We start from the raw sequence: 19,018 nt of genomic DNA, 5'->3' as shown, positions 1-19,018 counted from the left end.
GGGACATGACAGTGCGCCGGGTGATGGGCATCGAGACCGAATACGGCATCTCCGTGCCAGGCGACCCCACCGCCAACCCGATGGTGTTGTCGGGGCGGGTCGTCACGGCATACGCCACCCAGCAGGGCATGCGCGCGGCCCGCGCCGGCTGGGACTACGAGGACGAAGCGCCACTGCGCGACGCTCGCGGCTTCGACATGGCCCGCGCGATCGCCGACCCGAGCCAGCTCACCGACGAAGAGGACCCGACCCTCGCCAATGTGGTGCTCACCAACGGCGCCCGGCTGTATGTCGACCACGCCCACCCGGAGTACAGCTCACCGGAGGTGACCACGCCGCGCGCCGCGATCACCTGGGACCGGGCCGGGGAGCTGGTCATGCGAGAGGCCGTCGGGCTGCTCGCGGCACCCGGCGCGCCGGGGGTCAACCTCTACAAGAACAACACCGACGGCAAGGGCGCCTCCTACGGCACCCACGAGAACTACCTGATGAGCCGCGCGACACCGTTCGCGGACGTGGTGCGCCACCTCATTCCGTTCTTCGTGGCGCGGCAGGTGATGTGCGGCTCCGGACGGGTCGGCATCGGCGTCGAATCCACCCGGCCCGGCTTCCAACTGGCCCAGCGGTCGGATTTCTTCGAGGTCGAGGTCGGCCTGGAGACGACCCTCAAACGGCCCATCATCAACACCCGCGACGAGCCGCACGCGGTCGCCGAGCGCTACCGCCGGCTGCACGTGATCATCGGCGACGCCAACCACAGCGACGTCAGCAACCTGCTCAAGCTCGGCACGACCAGCCTGGTGCTCGGCATGATCGAGGCCGGTGCCATCACGCAGGATCTGACCGTCGACAAGCCGGTCGAGTCGTTGCACCGGCTGTCGCATGACCCGACGCTCAAGGCGACCATCGAGGTAGCCGGCCGGCGCACCATGACCGGCGTCCAATTGCTCTGGAGCTACTACGAACTCGCCGACGCCTGGCTCCAGCAGCTGTATGGCGGGGAGCTCGATCCCGACACCGCCGAAGTCATGCAGCGCTGGGAGCAGGTGCTCACCACGCTCGAGCGTGACCCGATGGACGCCGCCCGTGAAGTCGACTGGGTCACCAAACTGCAGGCGCTGGAAGGGTTTCGGGCGCGGGACGGCTTGGAGTGGTCCGACCCACGGCTGAAGGCGATCGACATCCAATGGTCCGACGTGCGGGCCGACAAGGGCCTGTTCAACCGGCTGCTCGCCGCCGGCCGGGTCGACCAGCTCGTCGACGACGAGACGGTGCGCGCCGCCGTCACCGCGCCGCCCGAGGACACCCGTGCCTATTTCCGCGGCACCTGCCTCGCGCGCTTCCCGCACGAGGTCGCCGCCGCATCGTGGGACTCGGTGATCTTCGACGTCAGCAGCCAGCCCAGCCTGCAGCGGGTGCCGACGCTGGAGCCGGAACGCGGGACCAAGTCCCATGTCGGCGGACTGCTCGAGCAGGCCGACACAGCAGACGAGTTGCTGCGGTTGCTCGCCCAGGACACCCCAGCAGGCGCCTGACCGCTGCTGGGCGACGCGCCGCGAGACACCCGTCGCATCCGTCGGGACCGACGATTAGGGTTGAAGTCTCCGCACGAGAGGACGAGAGCATGGCCACTCAGGAACACAAGAGTCCGCAACGCCGTGACGCCGACCCGGCCGACGACGCACCCGAGCCGGCACCGGCCACCGCGCCCGCCAAGCAGGAGCTCGACAGCGACATCGACAGCGTGCTCGACGAGATCGACGGCGTGCTGGAGTCCAACTCCGAGGAGTTCGTGCGCGGCTTCGTCCAGAAGGGCGGCCAGTGAGCAAGGCCGACGACACCCGGCTGCCCTCGCCATACAGCCGGCCGGGGTCCTCGTCGTTCACCGACTTCCTCGGTGACCACGCGCCGACCCTGGTGCCCGGCTCTCGCAGCGTGCCGGGCGGCCCGGTCGACGTGCCGCACGGCACCACGATCGTCGCGCTGGCCTACGACGGCGGCGTGCTGATCGCCGGTGACCGACGCGCCACGATGGGCAACCTGATCGCCAACCACGAGATGCAGAAGGTCTTCGCGACCGACGACTACTCCGCCGTCGGCATCGCCGGCTCGTCCAGCCTGGCGATCGAGATGGTCCGGCTGTTCCAGGTCGAGTTGGAGCACTACGAGAAGATCGAGGGCACCCGCCTCTCGCTCGTCGGCAAGGCCAACCGGCTCGCCACGATGATCCGCGGCAACCTCGGCATGGCGATGCAGGGGCTGTCGGTCGTGCCGCTCTTCGCCGGCTTCGACATTGACACCGGCCGCGGTCGGATCTTCTCCTACGACGTCACCGGTGGCCCCTACGAGGAGCACGACTACCACTCGGTCGGGTCCGGCTCGCTCTTCGCCCGCGGCTCGCTGAAGAAGCTGTGGCGCCGCGATCTCGACCAGGACGCCGCGGTGCGGGTCACCGTCGAGGCGCTGTATGACGCCGCCGACGACGACTCCGCCACCGGCGGACCGGACCTCGGTCGGCGGATCTGGCCGACGGTCGCGGTGATCGACACCGACGGCGTGCGCTTCGTCGCCTCCGACACACTCGAAGAAGTGGTCGCCCGGGTCGTCGCCGGCCGCCAGGAGCCGCGAGGAGGTGACCTGCCCCGATGAGCATGCCGTTCTACGTCTCGCCCGAGCAGTTGATGAAGGACCGGGCGGACTTCGCGCGCAAGGGCATCGCCCGCGGGCGTTCGGTGGTGGTGCTGACCTACGACGGCGGCATCGCCTTCGTCGCGGAGAACCCGAGCCGGGCGCTGCACAAGATCTCTGAGATCTACGACCGCATCGGCTTCGCCGCGGTCGGCAAGTACAACGAGTTCGAGAACCTCCGGGTCGCCGGCATTCGCTACGCCGACTTCCGCGGCTACTCCTACGACCGCTCCGACGTCACCGCGCGGGGCCTGGCCAACGCCTACGCGCAGACCCTCGGCACGGTCTTCACCCAGGAGTCCAAGCCCTACGAGGTCGAGATCGTCGTCGCCCAGGTGGGCGCGACCCAGGCCGAGGATCAGATCTACCGGCTGACCTATGACGGCTCGGTCGCCGACGAGCGCGGCTTCGTGGCGATGGGCGGCGCCGCCGAGCAGATCAACTCCGACCTGGGCGAGCACTGGTCCGACGGGCTGGACCTCGGCGCGGCGCTTCGACTGGCCGTCAGCGCGCTGGGACAGGGCGCCGACGGTGAACAGCGCGAGCTCGCTGCCGACCAGCTCGAGGTCGCGGTGCTCGACCGCGCCCGCGAACGCCGCACCTTCCGGCGGATCAGCGGCGACCTGCTCACCGCGTTGCTCAGCCCGGACGACCCCACCAGCGACGTGCCACCGGGTGACGACAAGACCACCCGCGGCGTGCATGACACCCACCGGCCCGAGGACGAGCAGCAGGTCTGATCGCGGCGGCGGAAAAGCACCTGAGGGCTGTCAGTGCGCTCTGGCATGATCCATAGGCAGCAGAGCTTCTCGGTGCAGGGCAACCCGTCTTGACTTCAAGCGCCCTTGAAGTCGCAGGCTGGGCCGTGGCCGAGTAGCTCGCTCCACCACCACGCCGAGGGGGACCCGCACCACGATGACCGCACCACCCCGCCTGCGATCCGAACCGGCGATAGCGCCCATCCCGACCCGCAGGCGGCGGCACACCGATCTGCTCCGCTTGTTGCCCTACTTGCGGCCCTATCAGGCCCGGTGGATCACGATGGTGGTCATCGCGTTCGTCAGCCTTGGCGCGACCATCGCCATACCGCTGATGACCAAGGCAGTCATCGACGGCCCGGTGGAGCACCACGATCAGCGCGGCCTGTGGGTGCTCGGCACGGCGGCACTCGGGGTCGGCGTCCTCGAGGCGGTTCTCTGGTTCATCCGGCGCTGGCTGGTCACGCGCGCCACGATGGGCGTCGAACGCGACATCCGCAAGGACCTCTACGCGCGGCTGCAGATCCTGCCGATGTCCTTCCACAACCAGTGGCAGTCCGGCCAGTTGCTGTCGCGCATCATGAACGATCTCAGCACCGTCCGCCGATTCCTGAGCTTCGGGCTGGTCTTCCTCCTGCTCAACGTCACCCAGATCGTGGTCATCACCGGCATCCTGCTCGCGATGTACTGGCCGCTCGGGGTGGTCGTGCTGTTGTCGATCGCACCGATCACCGCGACCGTGCTGCACAACCAGCGGCAGTTCACCGTGCTGGCCCGCCAGGCGCAGGACCAGGCGGGCGTCGTCGCGACCGGGGTGGAGGAGTCCGCGCTCGGCCTGCGCGTCATCAAGTCGTTCGGCCGGGAGGACTACGTCTACGACCGGTTCGACGGCCAGGTCAGCGAGCTGTTCGACATCCAGGTCCGCAAGGTCCGGCTGCAGGCGCGATTCTGGACGCTGCTGGAGGTCATCCCCAATCTCACACTGATCATCGTGCTCGGCCTGGGCGCCGCGGCGGTCGGCTCCGGGCGCATCACCCTCGGCACGCTGGTCGCCTTCATCACGATGATGCTGTCGCTGGTCTGGCCGATCGCCTCGCTGGGCTTCCTGTTGTCGATGACCCAGGAGTCGATGACTGCCGCCGACCGGGTGGCCGAGATCTTCGACGCCCCGATCGACATCGGCGACGGTCCGCTCGGGCAGCCGCGCACCGGCGGCCGGCTGCAACTGTCCGACGTGGGCTTCCACTTCCCGGGCGGCGACGACGAACACACCGATCCGGACGACGCCGGCTGGGCGTTGCGGCACGTTGACCTGGAGGTGGCGCCGGGGGAGACCATCGCCCTGGTCGGTGCCACCGGCTCCGGCAAATCGGTGCTCACCTCGCTCATCCCACGCCTGTATGACGTCACCGAGGGCAGCATCCGCATCGACGGCACGGACATCCGGGAGCTCAGCCTGCCGGCGCTGCGCAGCACGGTCGCGACCGCGTTCGAGGACCCGACACTCTTCTCGCTCTCGGTGCGGGAGAACCTCACCCTCGGCCGGCCCGACGCGAGCGACGAGGAGATCGCCGAGGCGATCGAGGTCGCGCAGGCACAGTTCGTGCACGAGCTGCCGTTCGGTTTGGACACCCGCATCGGTGAGCAGGGGATGAGCCTGTCCGGCGGGCAGCGGCAGCGGCTGTCGCTCGCGCGCGCGGTGCTGGCGCGGCCGAAGATCCTGGTGCTCGACGACACCCTGTCCGCGCTCGACGTGCACACCGAGGCGCTGGTCGAAGAGGCGCTCGGGCGGGTGCTGCACGACGTCACCGGTCTGGTCGTGGCGCATCGCGCGTCCACCGTGCTGCTCGCCGACCGGGTCGCGCTGCTCGAGCACGGCACCATCACCCACGTCGGCACGCACGGCCAGTTGCTGGCGACCGTGCCGCACTACCGCTACCTGCTCGCCGCCGACGACGAACTCGACGACGGTGCGTCACCCGACCCGGTCTGGGACACCGACGACGCCCGCGCCGAGTTGCGGTGCGGGCACGAGGTGGCGTCCGGAGCCGAGGAGGCCTGCCGCGACTGCGGAGCCGGCGAGAGCAGCGAGACCGGGCGGGAGGTGCGCCGATGAGCACGGACACCCAGGCAAGCCAAGCGGATTCACCAACAACGTCCCCGGCTTCGGCACGCCCCGAGCAACGCTGGCGCGGCGTCATGTCCGACGGCAAGGACGACCTGCCGATCGACGAGCAACGACCACTGCGCCGGGAGGCGCGTGCGCTGCTCGGATCGCTGCTTGCGCCATACAAGAAGATGGTGGGGGTGCTGCTGGTCGCGGTCGTCATCGAGAACATCGCGCGGCTGTCGGTGCCCCGGCTGGTGCAGGTCGGCATCGACCACGGCGTGCCGCCGCTCACCCGCGACGGCAACGCCCACGACCTGCTGGTCGTCGTCGGCGCGCTCTGCGTCATCGTCGCGGTGCAGGCGATCAGCCGGTGGTTCTTCCTGCGGCAGTCCGGCCGCATCGGCCAGCTCGCGCTGCTCGAGCTGCGGCGCCGGGTGTTCCGGCACTTCCAGCGGCTCGACGTCAGCTTCCACGACAAGTACACGTCCGGGCGCGTGGTGAGTCGCTCGACCAATGACGTCGAAGCGATCCAGGAGATGCTGGAGAACGGCTTCGACAGCCTGATCACCGCCGTGCTGACCCTGCTCGGCACGTCAATCCTGTTGGTAACACTCGACATCGAGCTCGGGCTGATCTGCCTGATCAGCTTCCCGGTGCTGGTCGCGCTGTCGATCTGGTTCCGCAACGAGTCGAGCAAGACCTATCGCGAGGTACGCGAGAGCGCTGCCCTCGTGATAGTGCAGTTCGTCGAGACGATGACCGGGATCAAGGCGGTGCAGGCCTACCGGCGCGAGCCGCGCAACCAGGAGATCTTCGAGGAGGTCGCCGAGCGCTACCGGGCGATCAACGAGCGGACCTTCCGGCTGATCGCGATCTTCATGCCCGCGGTGAAGCTGGTCGGCAACATCATGACCGGCGTCGTCCTGCTGTATGGCGGATGGCGCGTCCTGCACGGGCACATGACGGTTGGCGTGCTGGCCGCGTTCCTGCTCTACCTGCGGATGTTCTTCGAGCCGATGCAGGACATCACCCAGTTCTTCAACACGTTTCAATCGGCGACGTCCGCGCTGGAGAAGCTGGCCGGGGTGCTCGCGACGGGGCCTGGCATCGCCGACCCGGCCACTCCCAAACAGCTGGAGAACGTCCAGGGCGCAGTGCGATTCGACAATGTCCGGTTCGGCTACGTCGAGGACCGGCCGGTGCTGCCCGGCCTCGACCTCGAGATCCCGGCCGGGCAGACGGTCGCACTCGTGGGCACCACCGGGGCCGGCAAGACGACGATCGCCAAGCTGATGGCCCGGTTCTACGACCCGACCTCCGGCAGCATCACTCTGGACGGCACCGACCTGCGCGACGTCGACCAACCCCAGCTGCGACGGCACGTGGTGATGGTGACCCAGGAGAACTTCATGTTCGAGGGCAGCGTCGCCGACAACATCCGCTTCGGCAAGCCGACCGCGTCGGACGCCGAGGTGCGGGCGGCCGCTGAGGCGGTTGGCGCGCACCACTTCATCGAGGAGTTGCCGGATGGCTACGACACCTCGGTGGAGAAGCGCGGCGGACGTCTGTCGGCAGGACAGCGTCAATTGGTCGCATTCGCAAGGGCTTTCCTCGCCGACCCCGCGGTCCTGATCCTCGACGAGGCGACCTCGTCGCTCGACATCCCGAGCGAACGCCTGGTGCAGCGCGCCCTGGAGACCGTGCTCGCCGACCGCACCGCGCTGATCATCGCGCATCGACTGTCGACCGTCGAGGTCGCCGATCGAGTGCTGGTGCTGGAGCACGGTCAGGTGCTCGAGGACGGCGCCCCGGCCGACCTCATCGCCTCGGACGATGGCCGGTACGCCGCGCTGCACCGCGCGTGGGTGTCGTCGCTGGCCTGACCCGGCATACGCAAAACTCACCGACAAGGTGCGTGACTCGCCGGTACGGACCCGCTTCGCGGCGCGTCGGGGTCGTCGCTGGCCTGACCCGGCATACGCAAAACTCACCGACAAGGTGCGTGACGCGCCGGCACGGACCCGCTTCGCGGCGCGTCGGTTACCTTATCGGCGAGTTCCGCGCCGGTCGCCAAACTCCGCCAGCAACTCACGCTCGTCGCCGGGGGACAGTCCCGCCCGCCGCTGCCGGCCGGGACCGCCCCGCAGCTCCCACTTGAGGGTGTCGCGGATCGACTCGGCGAGCAGTCGCGGCCGCAACCCCGCGCCGAGTGCGGCGTCGACCCTGCGTGTGGAGAACCCGGCGAAGTCGGGTTGCGGCAGCCAGATCGGAAAGCTGCGCGGACCGCTCCACGGCGCGATGTCCCGCGCAGCGATCCACTCTTGGTCGACCGGCACCACCCTGCCCGTGTGACCCGCGACCTGCCGTGCGGTGTCGAGGTATTCAGGCAGCGGCACGTGCTGCGCCATGGCGTTGAAGACGCCCGAGGTCCGGTGCGCCGCGCCGTCGACGAGCCACGTTGCGAGATCGCGCACATCGATCAGTTGCACGGCCGCGTCGGGAGCGTCCGGCACCAGCACGGCTCCGTCGTCGCTCGCCGGGTGCGCGAACCGCAGCGGCCAATACCCCGTGCGATCGCTGTGGTCACCGGGCCCGGTGATCAACCCAGCGCGCGCGATCATCGCGTGCTCGATCCCGTATGACGAAAGCACCGCCTCCTCGCACGCGACCTTGGCCTCGCCATACCGCTCCATCGTGTAGGCGCCGGTCAACGCCGGCAGCAACGGCCCCGACTCATCCTGTCCGGGAGTGGCATCGTCGGCATACACCGAACAGGTGGAGACGAACACCCAGTGCGGCACCCGGTCACGCAGGGCGCTCACCGCACCGCGTGCATGAGTCGGGTCCCGGGTGAGATCGATCGCCGCGTCGAAGTGGCCCTCCAGCGCCGAATAGCACTGTGGATCATCGCGATCCGCGCGCACAAGGAGGGCGCCCACAGGCACGTCCGAGGTGCCACGAGCGAGGCAGGCCACCTCGTCGCCGCGCACGAGGGCGGCCCGTACTACCTCGCCACCAAGCCAAGCTGTTCCACCGAGCACCAGGAGCCGCATGCTGACCACCGCAACACCTCCCAACCGTCGGCGCAACACGGCGCTGCTCTGGGCAGGGAACACCTGCGCCACCAGAGGCGTTGCGAACATGCCCCGGCGGCCGACTGTGGCGGACCCGAACAGCCCAGTGCGCACTACTCGGTTCGATTGCCGCCCGACTGACCCTCGCCGCCCGATCTGCCCACCCCCTGATTACCCGCCCAGTCACCAGAGGTGCTGGAGCGAAACAGGTGCTTCATGACGATCGGCAGCCGCCTGACGAAGCCGTCCGGGCGGCTGGACTCGCGCACACCGGCCATCTGGATCAGCAACGGCACAGGCCGGGACGGCAAAGAACGCCGTGACGCCCCCAAGGTCGGCTGGTGCCGGGCGGGCAACCGGCATACCTGGTTGGGCTTTGCGTCAACCGCCGGGCGACGGCCCTGGGGGGCTGCGCTGAGCAGTTAGCTTCCGGGATACCAACGTAATTCGATGGTGTTGCCGTCCGGGTCCGTGGTGTAGAGCGACATTCCCGTGCCGCGTGCCCCCGACCGCTCGGCCGGCGTGCGGTCGGTGAACTGCAGCCACGGGTTGGCCAGTAGCGCCTCAGCATCCCCAGGTTCGACGACGAGGCAGAAGTGGTCGAGCGCCGCCGACGGCTGGCCCGCGACCAGGTCGATGATCGTCTCGTCGGTGACGCGCACCGACGGGAACGGCAGTCGGCCGGCCCGCCACTGCTCGACCCGCTCCGCCGGGAGGCCGAGCCCGTGGGTGTAGAAGTCGAGTGCACGCTCGACATCCGCGACGCGGAGCACCAGATGGTCGAACTGTAGGACGCCCATCTGGTCAGGGTAGCGGGGTCAGGGACAGCGATCGTCGGCGTCCGAACGGGCTGTCGGTGGTCGGTGTTTGACTGCTCGCATGACCGCAGGACGAATGCGCGGAAGTCCGACTCCGCAGCCGAGTGATAGTGCGAAATACACTGACACTGTGGCAAATTCGCCTCATCCGACCGGTTCCTCCGTCGGTTCTGACGACCCGTCCGACCTGCTGGCTCCCGGTGACGACACTGCGCAACCGGCCAACCCGCTACAACTCGCTCGTGACGAGCTCGGCGAGATCTGCGGTCAGATCAACAACGGCCACAGCCGACTCGTCGACCTGATGCGTCGGGTGCTGGCTGACGAGCTGTGGGCCGGTGCCGGGCTGAAGTCACCAGAGCACTGGCTGACCGCATTCGCCGGCGTCGCCTGGTCGAGCGCGCACGACATCGTCCGGATCGCCCGACGCGCGGACGAATTGCCCCGGATGTCAACGCTGCTCGACAACGGCAGGCTCACCCTGGGCCAAGCCGCCGTCGTCGCAAAGTACACCCCTGCTGCGTATGACGAGGATGTCGCCGAGTTCGCGTCCTACGCCACAGTGACCCAGTTGCGGCGCAGCCTGACTCGATATGAGTTCAACGCCGACACCGTCGCCGACGACGACGGATCCGGGGCAACGGCATACCTGCCGGACGGAGCTGTCGACGACGTCGAGACGCAGCAGCAGTCCGTCGATGCCGCAGAGCAGCGGGCACCCGACCTGTTCGACCCGGCGACCGCGGCGGCGCAACTCCACATGCGCTACGCGGCCGGCCGATTCAAGCTGACCTACGAGGCACCGGCCGACATCGGGGCCCTCGTGGAGCAGGCTCTGCTCGAGGCCAAGGATGCGTTGTTCGCGCTGCGCCGAAACCAGTCGAGGTCCGCCGACGCGCCGGATGGGAAGGCCACTTCGCCGCATTCGCCGGCCAGCCCGCCGCCGAACAGATCAACGCTCGGCGAGGCGATGGCCGTGCTGGCCGAGCGGTCACTCGACACCGGGGCACCGGTCGGTGGCTCCCGCGCCGATCGTTATCGGGTCTATCTCCACCTCGACACCGCCGGCAACGCATGGCTGCAGAAGGGGGCGGCGATACCGCCCAGCCTGCGTGATCGGATGATCTGCGACGGGTCGGTGCAGCCGATCTGGGAGACCGAGGGCCGCCCGGTGAACGTTGGGCGATCTCAGCGCATCGTTCCCGCGCGGACTCGCCGCATCCTCGAAGATCGCGACCGCGGTTGCCGATTCCCTGGGTGCCTCGCGTTGCACAACCTCGAGTGTCACCACCTCGACCACTGGATCAACGGCGGCGCGACCGACGACAACCGGCTCATCATGCTCTGTCGGTTTCACCATCATGAGCACCACCGTGGCGCGTTCACGATCGTCGGCGACCCGAGCCGCCGCGACGGTGTCATCTTCACCGAGCGCGGTGGCGCGGCCATCGGCCCGACCCGCCCGAACCCTCGCGGGCCGTCGCCCACCGGCTGCTCGCCAGACCCGCCCGAGCCAACACCGACCGAGCCAGATCCGGCCGCGACCACCCCGGCCGCGAGAGACTTTGCGCCGTATGCCGGGCCGACGAACGACCCGCTGCACCTCGCGTGGGTCCGATTCGACCCGCGGCGCGCAACGGACATCGGCCCGGTCGAGCGGATCGTGCGACGAAACAGCGAACGGGTGGCTCGACGAAACGACGACATCGAGGATGACCCCGACCCGCCTGGAGCCTGAGGACATCGCGGCCGCCAACGTGGATGCTGAGGACATCGAGGCCGCCAACGTGCAGCCTGACCAGGACCATGTGGGCAGCCGCTGCGCGACCCCGCCATACGCAAATGTAGGACTTTTCCTTAAGTTGTCAGGATGAAGACGTTGGCCTTCCGGCGAGCGTGGCCGTGCGCCGCTAAAGCCGCTAACCGCGCACTCGCCCGATGAGCCGTGACAACACATCCTCGAGAGCGAGCAGTCCGACCGGTTCGGCGCCGTCGGTCACCAACGCGAGATGCACCTGGTGCTGCTGCATCATTTCCATTGCCGCGCCCAGATCCCCGGAATGGGCCAGCTTGGGCAGTGGACGTAGCAGGCGGGCCGGCACGACCTCCGAGATGTCTTCGCCGTCCAGGATCAGCAGGTCCTTCAGGTGCAGGTAGCCGACCGGCATACCGCCGTTGTCGGGCACCACCGGCAGCCGGGAGTAGCCCGCCTTGGCGGCGACGGCCTCGACCTGACTGCGCGACACCGAAACCGGCACCGTGACGACCCGGTGCATGGGCACCATCGCGTCCGCGACCGTCTGCTCCTCGAAACCGAGTGCGCCTGCAAGCAAAGCCTGTTCGGCGTCGTCGAGCAGACCCTCACGCCGTGATTCGGCGACGAGCTCGCCGACCTGATCGCGATTGAAGGTGCTGCTCACCTCGTCCTTGGGCTCCACCCGCAGGATCCGCAGGACGAGGTTGGCCAACGCGTTGAGCGAGACCACGAACGGCCAGAGCAACTTGCTGATCAACACCAGCGGGGGAGTGAGCCAGAGCGCTGCCCGGTCGGGCCCGGCGAGCGCGATGTTCTTGGGGATCATCTCGCCGAGCACCACATGCAGGAAGACCACGATCGCGAGGGCGATCACGAACGCGACGATCGTGCTGACCGATTCGGGGATGCCGAGCAGCTGGAAAACCGGCTCCATCAGGTGGGCGACCGCGGGTTCGCCGAGTGCACCGAGTCCCAGTGACGCCAGGGTGATCCCGAGTTGCGCGGTCGCCATCATCAACGACACCTGCTCCATCGCGGAGACGGTGATCCGGGCAGCACGCGAACCCTCACGCGCCTTGGGCTCGACCGCCGAGCGCCGTGCAGAGATCAGCGCGAACTCCGCGCCCACGAAGAACGCGTTGAGTAGCAACAGCACCACCGCGAAGCCGAGCGCGATCCAGTTACCCACGTCGCTCACCGCCCTCGGGGTGAGATTGGCCGTGAGTGTCGAGTTCGTCGTGAGGGTCGGGTTGGTCGTGAGTGTCGGGCCGGTCGCCGGCGGGCTCATCGCCGACTGATCTTCCGCCGGGCGCTTCGTCGCCGGCTGATCTTCCGCCGGGACGTTCGTGGGCGTCGCGGTGCACGCTCACCCGCACCGCGTCCACGCGCAGGTCGTCCATCGCCAGCACCCGCAGCTCCACCTCGTATGGCGCAGCGTCATCGTCATACAGCTGCAGTCGCACCACGTCACCGTCGCGCGCCAGCCGCCCGAGTCGGTCGACGATCAGCCCGCCGAGAGTCTCGTACTCCTCATCCTCCGGGAGCTCGACACCGATCGCATCGCGGATTTCGTCGGGACGCAGCAAACCGGACAGCTCCCACGTGCCCGGGACCACCTCGCGCACCGGGGTGGAGTGCGTGTCGTGCTCGTCGTCGACCGCGCCGACGAGTTCCTCGACCAGGTCCTCCAGGGTCACAACACCGTCGACGCCGCCGTACTCGTCGATCACCACGGCGAGTTGCTGCCCGCCGTCGCGCAACTGGCCGAGGAGCGAGTCGAGATCGACCGACGCCGGCACGAGCAGGGGTGTGCGCATGGCCGAACGCACCGACGTACCAGCGCGTTTCGGCGCCGGAACGCGCAACAGCCCGCCGGTCGCGATCACGCCCACAACCTCATCGGTGCCGGCGTCGAGCACCGGGAAGCGAGAGTGACCGGTAGCGCGCACCAGGCGCACCACATCGGCGAGCGAGTCGTCCGGGCCGACGAAGTGGACCGTGCTGCGCGGGGTCATGACGTCGCTCGCGCGTCGTTCGCCGAACTCCAGGCTGCGCCGCAGCAGCCGCGCGGTGTCGGCCGGCAGCACACCGGCCTGGGCCGAATGCTCGACCAGGAAGGAGAGTTCCTGCGGGCTGCGCGCGGACGCGAGTTCCTCGGTCGGCTCGATGCCCATCCGGCGCAGCGCCGCGTTCGCCGCGCCGTTGAGCACCGCGATCGCCGGCCGGGTGACGGCAGTGAAGCCACGCATGAAGCCCTGCACGCTGCGCGCGGTGCGCATGGGCAACGCGATTGCGAGGTTCTTCGGCACCAACTCGCCGATCACCATGGTGCCGGCCGTGCTGAGCACCATGGCCACGATGACCGCGATCGCGGGCACCGTCCCGGACGGGACGCCGGTGGACTCAAGTGGACCGTGCAACAGCTTCGCAATCGCCGGTTCGGCGAGAAAGCCGATCGCCAGGTTGGTGATGGTGATGCCGAGTTGTGCACCGGACAGCTGGGTCGACAGCGACCGCAGCCCGTGCAGCAGGCCGTCCGCGGTGCGGTCACCCGCGGAGGCGGCGCGCTCGACGGCCAGCCGATCGACGGTGATGAACGAGAACTCGGCGGCAACAAAAATGCCGCAGCCGAGCACCATGAGGAGGGCAATGAACAGCAGCAGCAGTTCGATCATGAGTGTGGATACAGTAACCAAACCCCCGGCGTTCGGCGAAAACGACCCGGTGCGACCATGCGCCGACGCCGACGGGTGCGGGTCGGGGCCAGCGACCAGCAGGGCCGCCAGCACCGCCAGCGACCAGCACCAACCAGCAGCACCGCCAGCACAGTCAGCGACCAGCAGCACCGCCAGCGACTAGCACCAACCAGCAGCACCGTGAGCACCGTCAGCACCGACCCAGGCCGACGGGACGGCGCGCAACCAACCAACTCCAGAAGATGACCGAACAGCCGAACTACCGCACCATTGCCCGCGATTGCCGCGGCGAGCTCGAGGTGAGCCGCTCGCGCTTCCTCGCCGTGCTGGCCCGAGTGGAGACCGAGGACGCGGCGCGGGCGGTGATCGCCGGCCAGCGAGCGGCATACCCCGAGGCGCGGCATCACTGTTCAGCATTCGTGCTCGGGCCGGACGCGCGGGTGCAACGCAGCAATGACGACGGCGAGCCCTCCGGCACCGCGGGCGCGCCCATGTTGGCCGCGCTGCGCGGCGGCGCCGGGCTGACCGACGTGGTGGCCGTGGTGACCCGTTGGTTCGGTGGCACGCTGCTCGGCACGGGCGGCCTGGCCCGGGCGTATGCCGGAGCGGTGGAGGCCGCGATCGAGGGGGTGACTCCCGTCATACGACGGCAGCGGACGCTGCTCGACGTGCCCCTGTCGCACGCGCAGGCCGGCAAGGTCGAGGCTGAGCTGCGAACGCGCGGCATCGAGGTGCTCGATACCGACTACACCGGCTCCGGAGTGACCCTGCACCTTGCGGTCGCCGAGCCGGCCGCGGCCGACGCGTTGCTCGCCGCGCTGACCGGCGGCGCGGCACGAGCCCACCGCGTCGGCACTGTATGGCGGGACACCCGTGAGACATCCGCTGACGCGCGGGCGGCCGAGGATTAGGGTCGGTACATGGAGCGGCGCATTTTCGGCATCGAGAACGAATACGGCGTGACCTGCACCTTCGACGGTCAGCGCCGGCTCACCCCCGACGAGGTCGCCCGCTACCTCTTCCGCAAGGTCGTCTCGTGGGGCCGGTCGTCGAATGTGTTCCTGGGCAACGGTTCCCGGCTCTACCTCGATGTCGGTAGCCACCCCGAGTACGCCACACCCGAGTGCGACGACGTGCGCGAGGCAGTCATCCACGACAAGGCGGGCGAACGCATCATCGAAGGTCTCGTCGAGGAGGCGCAAGGCCGGCTCGCCGAGGAGGGCGTCGAGGGCAAGATCTACGTCTTCAAGAACAACACCGACTCGGCCGGCAACTCCTACGGCTGCCACGAGAACTACCTGATCGGACGCGCGGGCGAGTTCCAGAAGGTCAGCGACATCCTCATCCCCTTCCTGGTGAGCCGGCAGATCACCTGCGGCGCCGGCAAGATTGCGCTGCTCGGGCACAAGCCGACCTACTGCGTGAGCCAACGAGCCGACCACATCTGGGAAGGCGTAAGCAGCGCGACCACCAGATCCCGCCCGATCATCAACACCCGCGACGAGCCGCACGCCGACGCCGAGCGCTACCGGCGGCTGCACGTGATCGTCGGCGACAGCAACATGAGCGAGACCACCACCCTGCTCAAACTCGGCTCGGCGCACCTGGTGCTGCGGATGATCGAGGACGGAGTGGTGATGCGAGACCTCAGCCTCGAGAACCCGATTCGCGCGATCCGCGAAATCAGCCATGACATCGCCGGCCGTGCCCCGGTCAAGCTCGCCAACGGTCGCGAACTGTCCGCGCTGCAGATCCAGGCCGAATACTTCGAGAAGGCACAGCAGTACGTCGACGAGCGCGGCCTGACCGACGACCTCACCAAGCGCATCATGGACCTGTGGGGTCGCACTCTCACCGCTGTCGAGACCGGCAATTTGGGCCTGGTCGACACCGAGATCGACTGGGTGATCAAGCACAAGCTGCTCGACCAGTACGCCGCCAAACACGATCTGGCCCTGGACGATCCGCGGATGCTGCAGCTCGACCTGACCTACCACGACATCAACCGCCGGCGGGGACTGTTCTACCTGCTGCAGCGGCGCGGGCAGGCGGCCCGGGTCAGTTCGGACGTCGAGGTCTTCGAGGGCAAGACGTTCCCGCCGCAGACCACCCGGGCCAAGCTGCGCGGCGACTTCATCCGTGCCGCCCAGGCCAAGCGACGCGACTTCACCGTCGACTGGGTGCACCTGAAGCTCAACGACCAGGCGCAGCGCACGGTGCTGGTGAAGGACCCGTTCAGCGCCTCCGACCCGCGGGTGCAGCGGCTCATCGACGGGATGTGACCGCACCGGCGAACCGACCGGCCACGCGCAGCTTTTGTATGACGGTGCCCGCCATACAAAAGCGCCGTCCATCAGGACGGGCACACCACGCGCACAGCGCGGATGGTTATGGTGGCGCCGCAAGTTTCTCCCACAGCGACCGCTAAGAGGTTTTTCGACGTGCGCCGTATTCCCCTCCGCCTGCTCGCCGCAGGCACCCTGCCCGTGCTCGTTCTCGCCGGATGCGGCAGCAGCAGTTCGACGGGCAAGGCGGGCAACTCGGCGTCGACCCCGGCGGCCTCCGCATCGGGCTCAGGCTCGGGCTCGGCGTCGGCCTCGAAGCCGCCGGCCACCGTGGCGGACAAGGACGTCACGCCGATGAGCGCGATCAAGGTCGACACCAAGGACCCGAAGAAGCCGGCCGTGTCGCTGTCCAAGAAGCCGTTCCAGGTCAACAAGACCACCGTGAACGTGCTGAAGGAGGGCACCGGCCCCGCCGTGAAGGACGACCAGATCGCGTCGGTCGACTACACGGTCATGGACGGCAAGACGGGCAAGGCGCTCGCCAACACCTTCAGCGACCAGCCGGTGACCCTGGCGCTGAAGGACCCCGCGCAGTTCCCGGGTCTGGTGTCCGCCATCAAGGGCAAGAAGGTCGGCACGACCGAGACCGTCGCCATACCGCCGAAGGACGCGTTCGGTGACCAGGGCAACCCGCAGCTCGGAGTCGGCGCCGGCGACACCCTGGTCTTCTACATGAAGATCAACTCGGCCGTGACGCCGCTCAAGGAGGCGACCGGCAAGGCAGTGGCGCCGAAGTCCGGCATGCCGACGGTGAAGTGGGACGGCGCCGCCAAACCGGCCACGATCACGATGCCGAACGCCGACGCGCCCAAGAAGCTGGAATCGGCCAACCTGATCAACGGTGACGGCGCCGAGGTGAAGAAGGGCCAGACGGTCTACGCGCTCTACACCGGCGTGGTCTGGACCAAGGGCAAGGCCGGCAAGGTCTTCGACTCGACCGGCACCCGCGGCGGCCAGCCGACCGGGTTCCCGATCGGGGTCGGCAAGGTCATCCCGGGTTGGGACAAGACGCTGGTCGGCAAGAAGGTCGGTGACCGTGTCCTGATCGTCGTGCCGCCCGCCGAGGGCTATGGCTCCGCAGGCAGCCAGGATGGCAGCATCAAGGGCACCGACACGATCGTCTTCGCGGTCGACATCGTGGCCGCGATCTGACGCCACCCGTTACGACATACATCGTCCCTGCGAGCGAAAACCGAGGTATCCCAATGCCGTTCGATCCCAACACCACCAAACCCGAGATCGACTTCCCCGGGGACGAGGCCCCCACCGAGCTCGTCATCGAGGACATCTGGGAGGGCGACGGCCGCCAGGCCGAGGCCGGTGACCAGATCTCCGCGCATTACGTCGGTGTCGCGCACTCCACGGGCGAGGAGTTCGACGCGTCCTGGAACCGCGGCGCGCCGCTGGACTTCCAGGTCGGCGTCGGCCAGGTCATCCCGGGCTGGGACAAGGGCATCGTCGGGATGAAGGTCGGCGGCCGCCGCAAGCTGATCATCCCCTCCGACCTGGCGTATGGCGAGAGCGGTGCCGGCGGCGCGATCGGTCCGAACGAGACGCTTATTTTCGTGGTCGACCTCGTCAACGCGAACAAGCCGGGCGCCGGGAGTGCGTTCGGCATCCGCTGACGCCAGGCACCACAACCTGCGAGGCGCCGCCTCGACTCTGCGACTGTCGTCGCGAGTCGGGGCGGCGTTCGCGCGTTCGCGGCCGAGCACTCGGATAGCGTCATTCCCTATGGACGACCGGCACGCCACCGACGAGTTCGACGTCGGCATCAAACAGACCGCGGGCGGCGGGGAGAGCACCCTCACCGTGCTGATCGCCCTGGGCGCCAACGTGCTCGTGGCGATCGCGAAGTCGGTGGCCGCGGTCATCACGGCGTCGGCGTCACTGGTGGCCGAGGCCGCGCACTCGTGGGCGGACGCCGGCAACGAGGTCTTCCTCTTCATCGCCGACAAGCGGTCCCGTCGGCCGCCGGACAAGGCGCACCCGCTCGGCTACGGGCGGGCCGCCTATGTGTGGTCGCTCTTCGCCGCGCTCGGCCTGTTCGTCGCCGGCGCCGCGGTCTCGATCTGGCACGGCATCCAGGAGCTGATTCACCCCGAGCCGGCCAGTGACTTCCTGATCGGCTACATCGTGCTGGCGATCTCGTTCGTGCTGGAGGGCATCTCGTTCCTGCAATCGGTCCGGCAGGCGCGGGCGGAGGCCTCGGCATACGACCGGGAATTGCTGGAACACGTGCTCGCCACCTCAGACCCGACGCTGCGCGCGGTGTTCGCCGAGGACGCCGCCGCGCTGACCGGCCTGGTGATCGCCGGCGGCGCCCTCGGTCTGCATCAACTCACCGGTTCGTCGACGCCGGACTCGATCGGCTCGATCCTGGTGGGGCTGGTGCTGGGGGTGGTCGCGGTGATCCTGATCCAGCGCAACGTCGGCTTCCTGGTCGGCGAGCAGGTCAGCCCGCAGGTCCGGGCGGCCGCGTTGCGTGCCCTGCAGAGCGAGCCGGACGTCGCGAGCGTGAGCTACCTGCGACTGGAGTACGTCGGGCCGCGGCAGGTCTACCTGGTCGCCGACGTCGATCTGACCGGCGACCATGCCGAGCACGAGGTGGCCGCCGAGCTCGAAAGGCTCGAGCGACGGATCACCGCCTCCCGCGGCGTCGCGGGCGCGATCCTCAGCCTGTCCGCGCCGGATCAGCAGCCGCTCGTGGACTGAGCGCGGATCGTCCCCGTCGGATCGGCCGCGTCGTACATGCGTCCGCACGGATGAGATA

16 protein-coding genes and 1 pseudogene are annotated in these 19,018 nt (G+C 68.6%); 13 read left to right on the top strand and 4 right to left on the bottom strand.

The genetic code is table 11. The features are described from left to right. The first annotated feature begins 5 nt into the window (after positions 1–5). From dop to N2M23_RS14895, 6 genes are all read left to right on the top strand, one after another. Positions 6–1,535 carry a depupylase/deamidase Dop gene (gene dop / locus N2M23_RS14920; RefSeq protein ID WP_279672276.1) on the top strand — a complete coding sequence of 510 codons (1,530 nt, stop codon included), beginning with the start codon at positions 6–8 and terminating at the stop codon, positions 1,533–1,535. Between the two features lie 89 nt (positions 1,536–1,624). Then, positions 1,625–1,825 (top strand): ubiquitin-like protein Pup, encoded by a 201-nt coding sequence (locus N2M23_RS14915; RefSeq protein WP_171157895.1) that lies wholly within the window; start codon positions 1,625–1,627, stop codon positions 1,823–1,825. Next, positions 1,822–2,649, top strand: a complete 828-nt coding sequence (prcB, locus tag N2M23_RS14910) for a proteasome subunit beta (protein WP_265446527.1) — start codon at positions 1,822–1,824, stop codon at positions 2,647–2,649. The genes N2M23_RS14915 and prcB overlap by 4 nt, the downstream gene beginning before the upstream one ends. Beyond that, the gene (gene prcA, locus N2M23_RS14905; RefSeq protein ID WP_265446526.1) at positions 2,646–3,428 is read left to right on the top strand and encodes a proteasome subunit alpha; all 783 of its coding nucleotides are present in this window, start codon (positions 2,646–2,648) and stop codon (positions 3,426–3,428) included. Before prcB ends, prcA begins: the two co-directional genes overlap by 4 nt. Before the next feature lie 175 nt (positions 3,429–3,603). After that, on the top strand, positions 3,604–5,562 hold the full coding sequence (locus N2M23_RS14900; protein WP_265446525.1) for an ABC transporter ATP-binding protein: 1,959 nt from the start codon (positions 3,604–3,606) through the stop codon (positions 5,560–5,562). A gap of 83 nt (positions 5,563–5,645) precedes the next feature. Beyond that, positions 5,646–7,439: an ABC transporter ATP-binding protein gene (locus N2M23_RS14895; protein WP_265446980.1), complete on the top strand. Its 1,794-nt coding sequence runs from the start codon at positions 5,646–5,648 to the stop codon at positions 7,437–7,439. Between the two features lie 162 nt (positions 7,440–7,601). On the opposite strand, the gene N2M23_RS14890 is transcribed toward N2M23_RS14895, so the two are convergent. Beyond that, complete coding sequence (locus tag N2M23_RS14890) at positions 7,602–8,699, bottom strand: NAD-dependent epimerase/dehydratase family protein (protein ID WP_265446523.1); 1,098 nt, start codon at positions 8,697–8,699, stop codon at positions 7,602–7,604. Positions 8,700–8,810: 111 nt separating this feature from the next. Here N2M23_RS14890 and N2M23_RS14885 point away from each other — a divergent pair. After that, positions 8,811–9,056, top strand: a pseudogene (locus N2M23_RS14885) (DUF5701 family protein); the annotation flags it as partial. Here the strand turns inward: N2M23_RS14885 and N2M23_RS14880 are convergent. Beyond that, the gene (locus tag N2M23_RS14880; RefSeq protein WP_265446521.1) at positions 9,053–9,430 is read right to left on the bottom strand and encodes a VOC family protein; all 378 of its coding nucleotides are present in this window, start codon (positions 9,428–9,430) and stop codon (positions 9,053–9,055) included. The pseudogene N2M23_RS14885 and the gene N2M23_RS14880 overlap by 4 nt on opposite strands. A gap of 148 nt (positions 9,431–9,578) precedes the next feature. Between N2M23_RS14880 and N2M23_RS14875 the strand changes: the two genes are divergently transcribed. Continuing rightward, positions 9,579–11,186: an HNH endonuclease signature motif containing protein gene (locus N2M23_RS14875; protein WP_265446519.1), complete on the top strand. Its 1,608-nt coding sequence runs from the start codon at positions 9,579–9,581 to the stop codon at positions 11,184–11,186. A gap of 181 nt (positions 11,187–11,367) precedes the next feature. Here N2M23_RS14875 and N2M23_RS14870 read toward each other — a convergent pair whose 3' ends face one another. Together N2M23_RS14870 and N2M23_RS14865 are read right to left on the bottom strand one after the other, a co-directional pair. After that, positions 11,368–12,402, bottom strand: coding sequence for a hemolysin family protein (locus N2M23_RS14870; protein WP_341870602.1), 1,035 nt, complete (start codon positions 12,400–12,402; stop codon positions 11,368–11,370). Then, positions 12,386–13,879 carry a hemolysin family protein gene (locus N2M23_RS14865; protein ID WP_265446517.1) on the bottom strand — a complete coding sequence of 498 codons (1,494 nt, stop codon included), beginning with the start codon at positions 13,877–13,879 and terminating at the stop codon, positions 12,386–12,388. Before N2M23_RS14865 ends, N2M23_RS14870 begins: the two co-directional genes overlap by 17 nt. 263 nt (positions 13,880–14,142) lie before the next feature. Here N2M23_RS14865 and N2M23_RS14860 point away from each other — a divergent pair, with 263 nt between their 5' ends. The 5 genes from N2M23_RS14860 (at position 14,143) to N2M23_RS14840 (ending at position 18,960) form a co-directional block, all read left to right on the top strand. Continuing rightward, complete coding sequence (locus N2M23_RS14860) at positions 14,143–14,811, top strand: IMPACT family protein (protein WP_265446516.1); 669 nt, start codon at positions 14,143–14,145, stop codon at positions 14,809–14,811. Between the two features lie 9 nt (positions 14,812–14,820). Beyond that, entirely contained in the window at positions 14,821–16,182 is a 1,362-nt protein-coding gene (gene pafA / locus N2M23_RS14855; protein ID WP_265446515.1) for a Pup--protein ligase, read from the top strand. 159 nt (positions 16,183–16,341) lie between these two features. Further along, positions 16,342–17,397: an FKBP-type peptidyl-prolyl cis-trans isomerase gene (locus tag N2M23_RS14850; RefSeq protein WP_265446514.1), complete on the top strand. Its 1,056-nt coding sequence runs from the start codon at positions 16,342–16,344 to the stop codon at positions 17,395–17,397. A 53-nt stretch (positions 17,398–17,450) separates the two neighbouring features. Then, on the top strand, positions 17,451–17,870 hold the full coding sequence (locus tag N2M23_RS14845) for an FKBP-type peptidyl-prolyl cis-trans isomerase (protein ID WP_265446513.1): 420 nt from the start codon (positions 17,451–17,453) through the stop codon (positions 17,868–17,870). A 109-nt stretch (positions 17,871–17,979) separates the two neighbouring features. Further along, positions 17,980–18,960 (top strand): cation diffusion facilitator family transporter, encoded by a 981-nt coding sequence (locus N2M23_RS14840; protein ID WP_265446512.1) that lies wholly within the window; start codon positions 17,980–17,982, stop codon positions 18,958–18,960. Positions 18,961–19,018 lie beyond the last annotated feature (58 nt).

The sequence above is a fragment of the Flexivirga meconopsidis genome (assembly GCF_026162425.1).
Lineage (GTDB): Bacteria > Actinomycetota > Actinomycetes > Actinomycetales > Dermatophilaceae > Flexivirga > Flexivirga meconopsidis.
Note: the sequence above shows the minus strand (reverse complement) of the source record. Positions and strands in the feature narration are given on the sequence as shown.